Below are 14581 nucleotides of genomic sequence, written 5' to 3'. Positions count from 1 at the left end.
GAGGTGTATGTGTCCAGGCTGCAAGCCGAGCACTTGTACAAAGTGTTCGGCAGACGACCCGACGACGCGGTGACCAGGCTCCGCGCCGGAGCCGACCGTGAGGAACTGCGCGCCGAGGGGACCACCGCCGCGGTGGTCGACGCGTCCTTCACCGTCGAGCCGGGCCAGATCTTCGTCGTCATGGGTCTCTCCGGATCCGGCAAGTCCACGTTGCTGCGCATGCTCAACGGGCTCTCGGAACCGACGGCCGGGCAGGTGCTCTTCGACGGCCAGGACCTGACGAAGCTCAGCCCTCGCGAGCTGCGCGAGGTCAGGTCCCGCAAGATCAGCATGGTGTTCCAGCACTTCGCGCTGTTCCCGCACCGCAGCGTGCTGGAGAACGCCGCGTACGGCCTCGAGGTCCAGGGCCTGCCGCGCGCGGAGCGCGAGCGCCGGGCCACCGAGGCGCTCGAACTCGCCGGGCTCAAGGGCTGGGAGAAGTCCTGGCCCGACGAGCTGTCCGGCGGTATGCAGCAGCGCGTGGGCCTGGCCCGCGCCCTGGCCACGGACGCCGACCTGCTGCTCATGGACGAGTCGTTCAGCGCCCTCGACCCGCTGATCCGGCGCGACATGCAGGACCAGCTCCTCGAACTCCAGAAGACGCTGAAGAAGACCATCGTCTTCATCACCCACGACCTGAACGAGGCCATGCGCCTCGGCGACCAGATCGCCGTCATGCGCGACGGCCGCATCGTCCAGACCGGCAGCGCCGAGGACATCCTGGTCACCCCGGCCAACGACTACGTCGCCGCGTTCACGCAGGACGTCGACCGCGCCCGGGTGCTGACCGCGGGCGCCATCATGGCCGACCCGGAGACCGTGTACGGGACCACGACGCCCGAGGGCACCGAGCTGCGCACCGCCGCCGACGTCTTCAAGGCCGCGCCCGCGACGGTGGCCGAGGACACCCCGATCATCGAGCTGTTCACGCCGTGCTCCACCAGCGGCGTCGCCGTCGCCGTGACCGGCGCGGACGGGGCGCTCGTCGGCGTCGTACCGCGGGCGCGGCTGCTTGCCGTGCTCGGGGAGCCGGCCACGCAGCAGGAGCCCGCCGTGAGTGCCGTCATACCGGAGCAGGTCAAGGCCGCGGCCGCGGCCGCGGGCGACGCGGTCGAGGACGGGCGGAACGCCGGGGACGACGGCGGCAAGAGCGTGGGCAAGGTGAGCAGCGGTGCCTAGGATTCATCTCGGCGACTGGGTCAACGACGCGGTCGACTGGCTCACGAAACACCTCGACTGGCTGTTCAGCTTCATCGAGTCCGTGCTCAGCGGCATGAACGACACGATCATCGACGTCCTTCAGGCGCCCGAGCCGCTGCTCCTCGCGGGCATCTTCGCCGTCGTGGCGTTCTGGCTGCGCGGGCTGACCGCGGGAGCCCTCACCTTCGTCGGCTTCGCGTTCATCGACTCCCTCGAACTGTGGGACAACGCGATGATCACGCTGTCCCTGGTGCTCGTGGCGACGATCATCGCCCTGGTCGTCTCGGTGCCGCTCGGCATCTGGGCGGCCCGCTCGAACCGGGTCAGCGCGCTGCTGCGGCCGGTGCTCGACCTGATGCAGACGCTGCCCGCGATGATCTACCTCATCCCGGCCATCCTGTTCTTCGGCATGGGCGGCCCGGCGGGCATCGTCGCGACCCTGATCTTCGCCCTGGCCCCCGGCGTGCGCATGACCGAGCTGGGCATCCGCCAGGTCGACAAGGAGCTGGTCGAGGCGGCCGAGGCGTTCGGTACGACACCGCGCAACGTGCTGTTCCGCGTCCAGCTGCCGCTCGCGCTCCCGACGATCATGGCCGGTGTCAACCAGGTCATCATGCTCGGTCTGTCCATGGCCGCCATCGCGGGCATGGTCGGCACCGGCGGCCTCGGCGCCGACGTGAACGAGTCCATCGGCCAGCTGGACGTCGGCCTCGGCGCCGAGTCCGGCGTCTCCATCGTGATCCTCGCGATCTACCTGGACCGCATGACCGCGTCCCTGGGGACCCAGGTCTCCCCGCTCGGCCGCCGCGCCGCCGCCAAGGCACGTGCCGCGCAGGGCCTGAAGCTGTGGAGCTACCGGCCGCGCCCGGCCTTCGCGGTGATCGGCGTCGTCGTCCTCGCGCTCGTCGCGGGCGGCGTGGGCGTCTTCGGCGGCTCGGACGACGACGCGACCACCGCCGCGGACGGCAAGAACGTCGGCCACGGCAAGCAGCTGAACGTCGGCTACATCCCCTGGGACGAGGGCGTCGCCTCCACCTTCCTGTGGAAGGAGATCCTGGAGCAGCGCGGCTTCAAGGTGAACGCCAAGCAGCTCGACGCGGGCCCGCTCTACACCTCGCTCGCCCAGGGCGGCATCGACTTCCAGACGGACTCCTGGCTGCCGACCACGCACGCCTCGTACTGGGAGAAGTACGGCGACAAGCTGGACGACCTCGGCCGCTGGTACGGGCCGACGTCCCTGGAGCTGACCGTCCCCTCGTACATGAAGGACGTCGACTCCCTGGAGGACCTCAAGAGCAAGAAGGGCACCTTCAAGGGCAAGGTCATCGGCATCGAGTCCAGTGCGGGCATGATGAAGCTGCTCAAGGACGAGGTGCTCAAGGCGTACGGCCTGGAGAAGGACTTCGACGTCGTCGACGGCTCCACGCCCGCGATGCTCGCCGAGCTCAAGCGCGCGTACGCCAAGAAGCAGCCCATCGTCGTGACCCTGTGGTCGCCGCACTGGGCGTACAGCGAGTTCGACCTGAAGAAGCTCAAGGACCCCAAGGGCGCCTGGGGCAAGGGCGACGGCGTGCACACCCTGTCCCGCAAGGGCTTCGGCGGCGATCACCCCGAGGTCGCCGAGTGGCTCAAGGACTTCAAGATGAGCGAGAAGCAGCTCACGGGTCTTGAGGCGGAGATCAACAAGGCGGGCAAGGGCAACCAGCAGCAGGCCGTGCGGGCCTGGCTGGAGAAGAACCCCGGCCTGGTCGACAAGTGGGCCCCGGTGGCCGCGGGCAAGGGCGCGGCTCCGGCCGAGGCCAAGCGGACCCTGAACGTCGCCTGGTTCCCCTGGGACGAGGACGTGGCCGTCACGTACCTGTGGAAGAACGTCCTGGAGCGGCGCGGCTACAAGATGAAGCTGTCGCAGTCCGACGTCGGTCCGGTCTACACCGGCCTCGCGCAGGGCGACATCGACGTGAACTTCGACGCCTGGCTGCCCAGTACTCAGAAGAACTACTGGGACAAGCACAAGGACAACCTCGTCGACATGGGCACCTGGTACAGCCCGACGTCCCTGGAAGTCGCCGTGCCGTCCTACGTCAAGGGCGTCAAGTCGCTCGACGACCTCAAGGGCAAGGGCGGCACGTTCGGCGGCAAGATCGTCGGTATCGAGCCGGGCACCGGCGTCATGCAGAAGCTCAAGGACGAGGTCATGCCCGGCTACGGGCTGAACGGCGAGTACAAGATCGCCAGCGGTTCGACGCCCGCGATGCTCGCCGAGCTCAAGCGCGCGTACGCCAAGAAGGAGCCGGTCGCGGTGCTGCTGTGGTCGCCGCACTGGGCGTACAGCGAGTACGGCCTGACCAAGCTGAAGGACCCCAAGGGCGCCTTCGGCAAGGGCGACACGATCCGCACGATCACCAGCAAGAAGTTCCCCGAGCAGTACCCGCAGCTCACGAAGTGGTTCAAGAAGTTCAAGATGAGCGAGTCGGAGCTCGCGGGTCTGGAGAACGAGATCAAGAAGCGCGGCAAGGGCCACGAGGAGCAGGCCGTCGCCGCCTGGCTGAAGGAGCACCCGGAGGTCCCGGACCGGATGACTCCGCAGTAGCCGACGGCCGGGCCGCCCGGCCTTCGGCCCCGCCGACGGCGTGGCCGACGGCTTGAAGCAGTCCGCGCCGTCGTGGTGCCCCGTCGCTTCGCGGCGGATTCACGCCCGCCCACCCGCCCGCTTCGGGACGGGTGGGCGGGCGTACGCGTGCCCGGACGCGGCCCGACGAGGGCGGAGAAGGTGCGCCGGGCGGGCCCGGGAGTTGCCGGAGTTGCGGTCCGGCGGGCCCTGCGGCGACGATTTCCGGTCCGAGGGGCGTTGGACGACGAGCGCGCGGCGCGGTCAACCCGCGACGGCGCGCGCCCCAGCGCCCGGCTGGAACCTGCACACGGACCGCCCAACTGGGTAAAACCGTTTGGCGAACATGCGTAGGGTGCAGAAAACCCATCAGGGTGAAGGCACTGGCTCGCCCGAGTCGGCCCAAGCGCGCAAGAGAAGAAGGGAGCCGAGGCGATGGACGAGCACAAGGAAAACCTCCGGGTGGGCTCGGCCGTACGGCGGCGCCGCCGTCAGCTGGAGCTCACCCTCGCGGTCGTCTCCCGGCGCAGCGGCCTGTCGGTGCCGTTCCTGAGCCAGGTCGAGAACGAGCGGGCCCGCCCCAGCATGCGCTCCCTGGAGCGGGTCGCGGACGCGCTCGGCACCACCGCCGTGGAACTGCTCGCCGCCGCCGACCCGACCGGCACGGTCGATCTGGTGCGCGCCGACGACGAGGTGAGCCTGGCGGGCGGCACCTGCGAGACGCACGTACGGGACCTGGTGCGCGGCCACCACCAGCTGCACGCCTTCGAGTACCTGGGCGACCACGACGAGGGCCGCGAGTTCCAGCACCGCAACGACGAGCTGATGTACGTCATCGCGGGCGCCGTCGAGGTCGAGGCCGAGGGCCGCGCCTACCGCCTCGGGCGCGGGGACTCCCTGTATCTGACGGGCGGCGTGCGGCACCGCTGGCGGGCCACGGCCGCCGACGCGCGGGTGCTCGTCGTCGCGGTGGGCGACCACATCGAGGCCCTGGACGCGGGGCGGCGCTGAGCGATGCCCGCCGCCCGGGTGGTCTCCCTGGTGCCGTCCCTGACCGAAGCGGTCGCCGTGACGGTGCCGGGCGCCCTGGTCGGCGCCACCGCGTGGTGCAGCCACCCGGCGGACCTCGACGACCTCGGCGTGGCGAGGATCGGCGGCACGAAGAACCCGGACGTCCCCGCGGTCGTGGCGCTCGCCCCCGACCTGGTGCTCGCCAACGAGGAGGAGAACCGCCCCGCCGATCTGGCCGCCCTGCGCGCCGCGGGCCTGGAGGTCCTGGTCACGGAGGTGCGCGGCCTGGAGCAGGCGTTCCGTGAGCTGTCCCGGGCGCTCGCCGCCTGCGGCGGTCCCGCCCGGCCGCGGTGGCTCGCCGAGGCCGAGGACGCCTGGGACGACCCGCCGCGGCAGGCCGCCCGGCTGCGCGCGGCCGTGCCGATCTGGCGGCGGCCCTGGATGGTGCTCGGCCGCGACACGTTCGCGGGGGACCTGCTCGCGCGCCTGGGCGTCGACAACGCCTGGGCGGCGCACGCCGAGCGCTATCCCCGCGTCCCGCTCGACGAGCTGCGCGCCGCGGGCCCCGACCTGGTGGTGCTCCCGGACGAGCCGTACCGCTTCACGCCCGACGACGGCCCCGAGGCCTTCGCGGGGACGCCCGCCGCACTGGTCAGCGGGCGCCACCTCACCTGGTACGGACCGTCGCTGCGCGAGGCGCCGGGGGTGCTCAGCGCGGCGCTGCGAGCAGCCGTCCGCTGAGCAGGCCCCGGGCCGTCCGCACCAGGGCCACCGACCACGCGGTCACGAGGACGGCGAAGAGGGCTACGGCCAGCCAGTCGTAGGCGGCGAGACCGGTGTGCCGGCCCAGGCCCGCGGCACCGGTGACGCAGGTGCCGACGGGGAAGGTGAAGGCCCACCAGGTCATCGCGAAGCCCATGCCCGCGCGCCGGGCGCGGACCACCATCGCGGTCGCGAGGGCCAGCCACATCAGGGCGAAGCCGAGCACCGGGACGCCGTACAGCACGGCGAAGACCGCGAAGCCCTGGTCGTAGGGGGCGGGCAGGACGCCCTGGGCCACGTCGGCGAACTTGTTCGCTGCGGTCGTGGACTGGCCGAGGGGGCCGAGGACCAGGAAGACGGTGGGGGTGAGCGCGAGGGGCAGCGGGGGCCCGGTGACCAGGCGGGCGAAGATCAGCGGAAGCATCACCAGGGTGGCGAGCAGGCTGACGCCGAACATCGCGAAGCAGGCGTAGAGCAGGGCCCGCTGGGCCTGGCCGGGCGGCAGATGGGGCACGAGCAGCGGGCCGAGGGCCGCGGCGACCATGGGGGCCACGACGGGAAGGAGCCACACCGGGGACGCCTGGTCGGCGGCGATCTCGTGCCGGACCACCATCAGGTACGGGATGGCGACCGCGGCCACGAGGCCGAGCGCCGCCCCGGCGGTGAACAGGACCGTGTCGAGGACGACCGCCGCGCCGACGCCTATCCAGTCCCGGCCGACGAGCAGGGTGGCGCCGCCGACCGCGAGCAGGGCCATGGACAGACAGCCGTAGAACGGCGCCACGGCCGGGTCGAGGAGATGGGCGCGGGCCTGGTCCCGGTGGTGCGCCCAGTGCGCGGCGCGCGCGAGCAGGAGCACGGTCAGCATCAGCAGGGACAGCGCCCACACGGCGGCGCAGGCCGTGCGCAGACCCGGTACGTCGTACGGCAGCGCGACGCCCGCGTTGGCGATGATCGCGGTGCCCATGACGGACGCGTACCAGTTGGGGCCGAGGTGCCGGACGGCGGCGAGCGGGGTGCCGGGGCGCACCCGGGGGCGACTGTGTGCTGCGGTGACCATGACTCCACGGTGCGCTCCGGCGGCCCGGCCCACCAGAGATCTTGGAGCTATGAGGGCATAACCTGGAGTTATGAGCTCAGCGTCGTCGCCCCCGCCGGACCGGACCGGCCCTTCGGACCCCGTGCCGGGGGTGCCGCTCGCGCACCGGGTGCCGGACCTGGCGGCCCTGGAGCTGCTGCTCGCCGTGGCCCGGCTCGGCAGCCTGGGCCGGGCGGCGCGGGAGCTCGGCATCTCCCAGCCCGCCGCGAGCGGGCGCGTGAGGTCCATGGAGCGGCAGCTCGGCGTGGCGCTGGTGGACCGCTCCCCGCGCGGCTCGCGGCTGACGGAGGCGGGCGCCCTCGTCACCGACTGGGCGCGGCGGGTCGTGGAGGCGGCCGAGGCCTTCGACGCGGGCGCGCAGGCGCTGCGGGACCGCAGGGACTCGCGCCTGCGGGTGGCCGCGAGCATGACCATCGCCGAGTACCTGCTGCCCGGCTGGCTGATCGCGCTGCGCGCCCGGCGCCCGGACACGGCCGTCTCCCTGCTCGCGGGCAACTCCGCCGAGGTCGCGCAGCGGCTCCTCGGCGGCGACGCGGACCTGGGGTTCGTGGAGGGCCTCAAGGTGCCGACCGGCCTGGACGCGGCGGTGATCGGGCACGACCGGCTGATCGTGGTGGTCGCGCCCGGCCACCCCTGGGCGCGGCGGCGCGCGCCGCTCGCCGCCCCGGAGCTCGCCGGGACCCCGCTGATCCTGCGCGAGCGCGGCTCCGGCACCCGGCAGGTCCTGGACACGGCCCTCGGCGGGCTCGCGGCGCCGCTCATGGAGCTGTCCTCCACCACCGCGGTGAAGTCGGCCGCCGTGAGCGGGGCCGGGCCCGCTGTGGTCAGCGAGTTGGCCCTCGGTGACGAGTTGGCCGCCCGCCGTCTGGTGCGGGTGGCGGTGGAGGGGGTGCGGCTGCGCCGCGAGCTGCGGGCCGTGTGGCCGACCGGGCACGTGCCTGCCGGGCCCGCGCGGGAGCTGCTCGGGCTCACGCGGGGGAGTGCCCCGTAGGGGCGCGGGGAACTGCGCGACCAGCTACAACGGGCCCGCGGCCGCCCGGCGCGGTACCGTCGGCCGAGCGCTCAGCCGCGCGCTGCCGCGGCCCGTACCAGCGCCTCCATCACCCGGGTGTCCGTGCCCGCCTCCGGGTGCCACTGCACGCCCAGGACCCAGGCGGGGCCCGGCAGTTCGACGGCCTCGACCGTGCCGTCGTCCGCGTGGGCGCAGGCCAGCAGGCCCCGGCCGAGGCGGTCCACCGCCTGGTGGTGGTACGTGGGCACGTCCGTGGCCGCGTCGGGCACGGCCGCGGCGTACCGCGTGCCGGGGACCGGCGTGACCGCGTGCGTGCTGAAGACGCCGGGGGCCTTCGCGTGGCCGTCCAGGTGCTGGATCAGGGTGCCGCCCAGGGCGACGTTGAGGAGCTGCATGCCGCGGCAGATGCCGAGCAGGGGCGTGCCCGCGGCCAGGGCGGCCCGGATCAGGGCGAGTTCCCAGGCGTCCCGCTCCCTCGCGGGCGGGCCCGTGCGGTCCTCGCGCGCGGCGCCGTAGTGGGCCGGTTCCACGTCGGGGCCGCCCGCGACGACCAGGCCGTCGAGGCGGGCCACGACGTCCGCCGCGTACGCGGGGTCGTCCGGCGGCAGCATCGACGCGAGGCCGCCCGCCGCCTGCACCAGGCGCGGATACCCGGCGGGCAGCAGCGCGGCGGGCAGCGTCCACACGCCCCAGCGCGCCTCGGCCTCCAGATAGGTGCTCACGCCGATCAGCGGACGCTTGCCGTTCCCGTTCACCTTCTGCTCCCTCTGCACTCGCGCTAGTTCCGTTCCAGTTCGGCCTCTGCCGCGGCCAGGGCCGCGAACTCCTCCTCCGGTGCCCGCGCCACCAGATGCTTGCGGCTGTACAGGCCGAAGTACGCGATCGCCACTCCGTACACGCCGAGCGCGATGAACGCCGCCGTGACGTCCACCAGGAACGTCGCCACCAGGGCGGCGCAGGCGAGGGCGAGCGCCACCGAGGAGGTCAGGATCCCGCCGGGCGTGCGGTAGGGCCGCTCCAGGCCCGGCTCGCGGCGGCGCAGCACGATGTGGGAGAGCGACATCAGGGCGTACGAGATGGTCGCGCCGAAGACCGCCACGTTCAGCATGCGGGCGCCGTCGCCGCTGGCGGCGGCGAGCGAGAAGCCGATCGCGCCCGGCACGAGCAGCCCCAGGTAGGGCGCCTTGCGGCTGCTCGTCAGGGACAGGAAGCGGGGCAGGTAGCCCGCCCGGGACAGGGCGAAGAGCTGGCGCGAACCGGCGTAGATCAGGGAGAAGAAGGAGGCGACGAGGCCCGCGAGGCCCGCGTAGTTGATGACGCGGCTCAGGCCCGTGCGCTCGCCGTCCGGCTGGAGCGCGTCCACCAGCGGATTGCCGGTCGACTGGAGGGCGGCGGAGCCGCGCGCGCCGGCCGAGGCGAAGAACGTCAGGAGCGCGAGCGCGACCAGGATGAGCATCGACCAGCGGATCGCCCGCGGCAGCGTGCGCGCCGGGTCCTTCGTCTCCTCGGCCGCGAGCGGTACGCCCTCCACGCCCAGGAAGAACCACATGCCGAACGGGAACGCCGCCCAGATGCCCAGGATCCCGAGCGGCAGCCACGAGGTGGCGCCGAAGGCGTCGTGGTCCACGGGGATGTCGTTGAGCTTCGAGCCGTCGAAGTCCATGAACGCGCCGACCGCGAACACCAGGAGCGCCGCCACCGCGATGCCCGTGACCACGAAGCTGAACCGCAGCGCCTCGCCGACGCCCCACAGATGGATGCCGATGAAGATCACGAAGCAGGCGAGGTAGACCGGCCAGCCCGACTCCAGGCCGAAGAGGCCGAGCGACTCCACGTAGTCGCCGATGAAGATGGAGATCGCGGCGGGCGCGAGGATGTACTCGATGAGGATCGCCGTGCCGGTCAGGAAGCCGCCCCAGGGGCCGAGGGCGCGGCGCGCGAAGCCGTAGCCGCCGCCCGCCGTCGGCAGGACGGACGACAGCTCCGCGAGCGAGAAGACCATGCAGGTGTACATCACGCCCATGAGCGCCATCGCGATGGCCAGGCCGCCGAAACCGCCCTCCTTCAGGCCGGAGTTCCAGCCCGAGTAGTCGCCGGAGACGACGTAGGCGACGCCGAGGCCGGTGAGCAGCACCCATCCCGCGTTGCCGCGGCGCAGGGCGCGCCGCTCCAGATAGTCGTCGCCTTCGGCGGCGCGCGCCTTCGGCGGTTCCGTGGACTCCAGGCTCATGCGGGGCTCCCCCTGCGGGATTCAATGGATTGACGGCATACCTTTGCGGTGTGGAGGCATACCTTCGCGGTGCGGGCGGACAGAAAGCAAGACCCGTGCGTAACGTGCTGGTTAACCGTCCGGCCCGCAGGGGGTCCGCTCGTCCGGCCCGCAGGGGGTCCGCTCGTCCGGCCCGCGAAGGGGCGCTCGTCCGGCCCGCGCGAGGGTGCCCGCGCGCCCGCGGCTCAGGTCAGGAATCCCCGCAGCAGCGCCGCCGTGCCCGCGCAGTGCTCGCGCATCATCTCCCGCGCCCCGTCCGCGTCGCCGTCGAGCACGGCCTCCACGAGGGCGGTGTGCTGGCGCTGCGAGTGCTCCAGGTTGCGCACGAGCAGGGGGATGCAGTCGAGCAGGTCGTTGACCGTCGCGCGGACCGCCGCGTACTGCGCGGCCAGCGTGGGGGAGCCGGACAGCTCGGCGAGCGTGAGGTGCAGCAGGGTGTCCAGGCGGCGGTAGTCGGCGAGCGGCGCGTCATGGGTGCGGGCCAGGGCCTCGCGCAGCCGGCCGGTCTGCTCGGCGGTGAGGCCGTGCGCCGCGCACAGGCCCGCCGCGCCCACTTCGAGCACCTCGCGGAAGCGCAGCGCGTCCTCCACGTCCACGTCGGTGACCCGGCGGCGCAGCTCGGCCTCGCCCGGCGCCCCGGCGCGCGGGCGCACGAAGGTGCCGCCGTAGCGCCCGCGCCGCGACTCGACCAGGCCCTGGTCCTGGAGCACCTTCAGGACCTCGCGCAGCGTGACCCGGCTGATGCCGAGCAGATCGGCCAACTCCCGCTCCGCGGGCAGCCGTTCGCCGCCGGGCACCAGGCCGAGGCGGACCACCTGGAGGATCTGCTCCAGGGCCTCCTCGAAGCCGTTGCCCGCCCGGACCGGTCGCAGCACCTGAATGAGGCGATCCTCGCCCCGCGCGTGGGACATCTGCCCGTACCCCCTTCCCAAGCAATGGTTCTTGCCCATACCTTATGGCCACTCGGCTGACCCAAGGAGGCTTTTCCCGTGGCAGACCGCACACCCCCGCTCGGTGTCGAGGAGCTGCGTGCCCTCGTGGCGAGCGGCGAGATCGACACTGTCGTCCTGGCCTTCCCCGACATGCAAGGGCGGCTCCAGGGCAAGCGGTTCGCCGCCCCGTTCTTCCTGGACGAGGTCCTGGAGCACGGCACGGAGGGCTGCAACTACCTCCTGGCCGTCGACACGGAGATGAACACGGTCGACGGCTACGCGATGTCCTCCTGGGACCGGGGCTACGGCGACTTCGCCATGCGCCCCGACCTGTCCACCCTGCGCCGCCTGCCCTGGCACGAGGGCACCGCCCTGCTCATCGCCGACCTGGCCTGGAACGACGGCTCACCCGTGGTCGCGGCCCCGCGCCAGATCCTGCGCCGCCAGCTGGAGCGGCTCGCCGAGCACGGCTACAGCGCGCACGTCGGCACGGAGCTTGAGTTCATCGTCTTCAAGGACACCTACGAGCAGGCCTGGGACGCGGGCTACCAGGGCCTGACCCCGGCCAACCAGTACAACATCGACTACTCCGTCCTCGGCACCGGCCGCATCGAGCCGCTCCTGCGCCGCATCCGCAACGAGATGGCGGGCGCGGGCCTGACGGTGGAGTCCGCCAAGGGCGAGTGCAACCCGGGTCAGCACGAGATCGTGTTCCGCTACGACGAGGCCCTCGTCACCTGCGACCAGCACGCGCTGTACAAGACCGGCGCCAAGGAGATCGCCGCCCAGGAAGGCGTGTCGATCACCTTCATGGCGAAGTACAACGAGCGCGAGGGCAACTCCTGTCACATCCACCTCTCGCTCCAGGACGCCGACGGCAACAACGCCATGGCCGGGGACGGGCCCGGCGGCATGTCGCCCGTCATGCGCCACTTCCTCGCCGGGCAGCTCGTGGCGCTGCGCGACTTCAGCCTCCTCTACGCGCCCCACATCAACTCGTACAAGCGCTTCCAGCCCGGCTCCTTCGCGCCGACCGCGGCCGCCTGGGGCTACGACAACCGCACCTGCTCCCTGCGCGTCGTCGGCCACGGCCGCTCGCTGCGCTTCGAGAACCGGCTGCCCGGCGGTGACGTCAACCCGCACCTGGCGGTCGCGGGCCTGGTCGCGGCGGGCCTGTACGGCATCGAGCAGCGCCTCGAACTGCCCGAGGCGTGCACGGGCAACGCCTACACCGCCGACTACGAACACGTCCCGACGACGCTGCGCGAGGCCGCCGAGCTGTGGGAGAACAGCCCCGTCGCCAAGGCCGCGTTCGGCGACGAGGTCGTCGCGCACTACCGCAACATGGCGCGGGTCGAGCTGGACGCCTTCGACTCCGCGGTGACCGACTGGGAGCTGCGCCGCTCCTTCGAACGCATGTGAGGCACGTCTTGCTCGAAGAACTCCAGGTACTGAACCCGGCGACGGAGGACGTCGTCGCGACGGTCCCCGCCGCGAGCCCGGCCGACGTCGACGCGGCCGTCGCCCGCGCCGTCACCGCGCAGGCCGCGTGGGCCGCCGTCGCCCCGGCCGACCGGGCGCGCCTGCTGCGCCGCTTCGCCGCCGTCATCGACGGCCACATCGAGGAACTCGCCCGGTTGGAGGTCCGCGAGGCCGGGCACGTCATCGGCAACGCGCGCTGGGAGGCGGGCAACGCCCGCGACCTGTTCGACTACGCGGCGGGCGGCGTCGAGCGCCTCAACGGCCGCCAGATCCCCGTCCCCGGCGGCCTCGACGTCACGATCCTCGAACCCCTCGGCGTCATCGGCGTCATCGCGCCCTGGAACTTCCCGATGCCCATCGCCGCCTGGGGCACCGCCCCGGCCCTCGCGGCGGGCAACGCGGTCGTCCTCAAGCCCGCCGAGACCACCCCGCTGACCGCCCTGCGGCTGGCCGAACTCGCCCTGGAGGCGGGCCTTCCCGAGGGCCTCTTCCAGGTCCTGCCCGGCGAGGGCGCCGTCGCCGGGAACGCGCTCGTCGAGCACCCCGGCGTCGCCAAGATCGTGTTCACCGGCTCCACCCGCGTCGGCAAGCAGATCATGGCCAAGTGCGCGGACCGCGTGAAGCGCGTGACCCTCGAACTCGGCGGGAAGAGCCCCAACATCGTCTTCGCCGACGCCGACGTGGAGGCCGCCGCCCTCGCCGCCCCCGGCTCGTTCCTCGACAACTCGGGCCAGGACTGCTGCGCCCGCACCCGCGTCCTCGTGCAGCGCTCCGTGTACGACCGCTTCGTCGAGCTCCTGACGCCCCTGGTCGAGTCGTACGTCGTCGGCGACCCGGCCGACGAGAAGACCCAGATGGGCCCGCTGATCTCGCGGGCCCAGCTGGACCGGGTGCGGTCGTACGTGCCCCCGGGGGCGGGCATCCGCGGCAGCGCCCCCGAAGGGCCCGGCTTCTGGTTCCCGCCGACCGTCCTCACCGACGCCGGGCCCACGTCGCCGGTCGCCGTCGAGGAGGTCTTCGGGCCGGTCGCGGTCGTGCTGCCCTTCGAGGACGAGGCCGACGCGGTCCGCCTCGCCAACGCCACCGAGTACGGCCTCTCGGGCTCCATCTGGACCCGGGACGTGGGCCGGGCGCTGCGCGTGTCCCAGGCCGTGCGGGCAGGCAACCTGTCCGTCAACTCGCACTCCAGCGTGCGCTATTGGACCCCCTTCGGCGGCTACGGCCAGTCCGGGCTCGGGCGCGAGCTCGGCCCGGACGCGCTCGCCGCCTTCACCGAAACCAAGAACGTCTTCATCAGCACGGAAGGGCCCGCCCAGTGACCGAAGAGATTGTCTGCCGCCGCCTCGTCGGCCGCACCGCCGTCATCACCGGCGCCGGCAGCGGCATCGGCCTCGCCACCGCACGCCGCCTCGCCTCCGAGGGCGCGCACGTGGTGTGCGGCGACATCGACGACACCGCGGGCAAGAAGGCCGCCGAGGAGGTCGGCGGGACGTACGTGAAGGTCGACGTCACCGACGCCGAGCAGGTCGAGGCGCTGTTCAAGACGGCGTACGACACCTACGGCTCGGTCGACATCGCCTTCAACAACGCGGGGATCTCGCCGCCCGACGACGACTCCATCCTGGACACCGGCCTGGAGGCCTGGAAGCGCGTCCAGGAGGTCAACCTCACCTCCGTGTTCCTGTGCTGCAAGGCCGCCATCCCCTACATGCGGCGCCAGGGCAGGGGCTCCATCATCAACACGGCCTCCTTCGTGGCCCGGATGGGCGCCGCGACCTCGCAGATCTCGTACACCGCGTCCAAGGGCGGCGTGCTCGCGATGTCCCGCGAGCTCGGCGTGCAGTTCGCCCGCGAGGGCATCCGCGTGAACGCGCTGTGCCCGGGCCCGGTGAACACCCCGCTGCTCCAGGAGCTGTTCGCCAAGGACCCCGAGCGCGCCGCGCGCCGCCTGGTGCACATCCCGGTGGGCCGCTTCGCCGAGGCCCAGGAGATCGCCGCCGCGGTCGCCTTCCTCGCCAGCGACGACTCCGCGTTCGTGAACGCCACGGACTTCCTCGTCGACGGCGGCATCTCCGGGGCGTACGTCACGCCCCAGTAGTTCACCCAGAGGCCACCCACCGATCAGCCGGGCGTCGTGCGACGCCCGGCTGACCTGCGTAGACAGGCA

At 72.6% G+C, this 14581-nt stretch carries 12 protein-coding genes; 8 read left to right on the top strand and 4 right to left on the bottom strand.

Annotated features, from left to right (window positions below):
* Positions 1-9: 9 nt before the first annotated feature.
* The 4 genes from C9F11_RS08545 to C9F11_RS08530 all read left to right on the top strand — a co-directional run bounded on the left by C9F11_RS08545 (position 10) and on the right by C9F11_RS08530 (position 5599).
* A complete protein-coding gene (locus C9F11_RS08545; protein ID WP_138958677.1) occupies positions 10-1218 on the top strand; it encodes a glycine betaine/L-proline ABC transporter ATP-binding protein in 1209 nt (402 codons plus the stop codon).
* The gene (locus tag C9F11_RS08540; RefSeq protein WP_138958676.1) at positions 1211-3829 is read left to right on the top strand and encodes an ABC transporter permease/substrate binding protein; all 2619 of its coding nucleotides are present in this window, start codon (positions 1211-1213) and stop codon (positions 3827-3829) included. The genes C9F11_RS08545 and C9F11_RS08540 overlap by 8 nt, the downstream gene beginning before the upstream one ends.
* Before the next feature lie 453 nt (positions 3830-4282).
* The gene (locus C9F11_RS08535) at positions 4283-4858 is read left to right on the top strand and encodes an XRE family transcriptional regulator (RefSeq protein WP_138958675.1); all 576 of its coding nucleotides are present in this window, start codon (positions 4283-4285) and stop codon (positions 4856-4858) included.
* Between the two features lie 3 nt (positions 4859-4861).
* On the top strand, positions 4862-5599 hold the full coding sequence (locus tag C9F11_RS08530; protein WP_138958674.1) for a helical backbone metal receptor: 738 nt from the start codon (positions 4862-4864) through the stop codon (positions 5597-5599).
* On the opposite strand, the gene C9F11_RS08525 is transcribed toward C9F11_RS08530, so the two are convergent.
* Entirely contained in the window at positions 5568-6680 is a 1113-nt protein-coding gene (locus C9F11_RS08525) for a TDT family transporter (RefSeq protein WP_138958673.1), read from the bottom strand. The two genes, C9F11_RS08530 and C9F11_RS08525, sit on opposite strands and share 32 nt — an antisense overlap.
* Positions 6681-6750: 70 nt before the next feature.
* Between C9F11_RS08525 and C9F11_RS08520 the strand changes: the two genes are divergently transcribed.
* Positions 6751-7710: a LysR family transcriptional regulator gene (locus tag C9F11_RS08520; RefSeq protein ID WP_138958672.1), complete on the top strand. Its 960-nt coding sequence runs from the start codon at positions 6751-6753 to the stop codon at positions 7708-7710.
* 71 nt (positions 7711-7781) lie between these two features.
* Here C9F11_RS08520 and C9F11_RS08515 read toward each other — a convergent pair whose 3' ends face one another.
* From C9F11_RS08515 to C9F11_RS08505, 3 genes are all read right to left on the bottom strand, one after another.
* Positions 7782-8486 carry a gamma-glutamyl-gamma-aminobutyrate hydrolase family protein gene (locus tag C9F11_RS08515; protein WP_138958671.1) on the bottom strand — a complete coding sequence of 235 codons (705 nt, stop codon included), beginning with the start codon at positions 8484-8486 and terminating at the stop codon, positions 7782-7784.
* Positions 8487-8509: 23 nt separating this feature from the next.
* Positions 8510-9961, bottom strand: a complete 1452-nt coding sequence (gene eat, locus C9F11_RS08510) for an ethanolamine permease (protein WP_138958670.1) — start codon at positions 9959-9961, stop codon at positions 8510-8512.
* A gap of 224 nt (positions 9962-10185) precedes the next feature.
* Positions 10186-10911, bottom strand: a complete 726-nt coding sequence (locus C9F11_RS08505; protein ID WP_138958669.1) for an FCD domain-containing protein — start codon at positions 10909-10911, stop codon at positions 10186-10188.
* A gap of 78 nt (positions 10912-10989) precedes the next feature.
* On the opposite strand from C9F11_RS08505, the gene C9F11_RS08500 reads away from it, so the two are divergent.
* Genes C9F11_RS08500 through C9F11_RS08490 form a run of 3 tightly spaced genes read left to right on the top strand, consistent with a single transcriptional unit; the run spans position 10990 to position 14512 of the window.
* Positions 10990-12354, top strand: coding sequence for a glutamine synthetase family protein (locus tag C9F11_RS08500; protein ID WP_138958668.1), 1365 nt, complete (start codon positions 10990-10992; stop codon positions 12352-12354).
* 8 nt (positions 12355-12362) lie between these two features.
* Positions 12363-13733, top strand: a complete 1371-nt coding sequence (locus C9F11_RS08495) for an aldehyde dehydrogenase family protein (RefSeq protein ID WP_138966242.1) — start codon at positions 12363-12365, stop codon at positions 13731-13733.
* Positions 13730-14512, top strand: a complete 783-nt coding sequence (locus C9F11_RS08490; protein ID WP_138958667.1) for a 3-oxoacyl-ACP reductase — start codon at positions 13730-13732, stop codon at positions 14510-14512. Before C9F11_RS08495 ends, C9F11_RS08490 begins: the two co-directional genes overlap by 4 nt.
* Positions 14513-14581 lie beyond the last annotated feature (69 nt).

This window comes from Streptomyces sp. YIM 121038, assembly GCF_006088715.1.
GTDB lineage: Bacteria > Actinomycetota > Actinomycetes > Streptomycetales > Streptomycetaceae > Streptomyces.
Note: the sequence above shows the minus strand (reverse complement) of the source record. Positions and strands in the feature narration are given on the sequence as shown.

What these genes read in the sequence shown, in the direction of transcription:
- C9F11_RS08535 (WP_138958675.1), top strand. Translation starts at nt 4,283, where the DNA reads ATGGACGAGCACAAGGAAAACCTCCGGGTGGGCTCGGCCGTACGGCGG.
- C9F11_RS08530 (WP_138958674.1), top strand. Translation starts at nt 4,862, where the DNA reads ATGCCCGCCGCCCGGGTGGTCTCCCTGGTGCCGTCCCTGACCGAAGCG.
- C9F11_RS08525 (WP_138958673.1), bottom strand. Translation starts at nt 6,680, where the DNA reads ATGGTCACCGCAGCACACAGTCGCCCCCGGGTGCGCCCCGGCACCCCG.
- C9F11_RS08520 (WP_138958672.1), top strand. Translation starts at nt 6,751, where the DNA reads ATGAGCTCAGCGTCGTCGCCCCCGCCGGACCGGACCGGCCCTTCGGAC.
- eat (WP_138958670.1), bottom strand. Translation starts at nt 9,961, where the DNA reads ATGAGCCTGGAGTCCACGGAACCGCCGAAGGCGCGCGCCGCCGAAGGC.
- C9F11_RS08505 (WP_138958669.1), bottom strand. Translation starts at nt 10,911, where the DNA reads ATGTCCCACGCGCGGGGCGAGGATCGCCTCATTCAGGTGCTGCGACCG.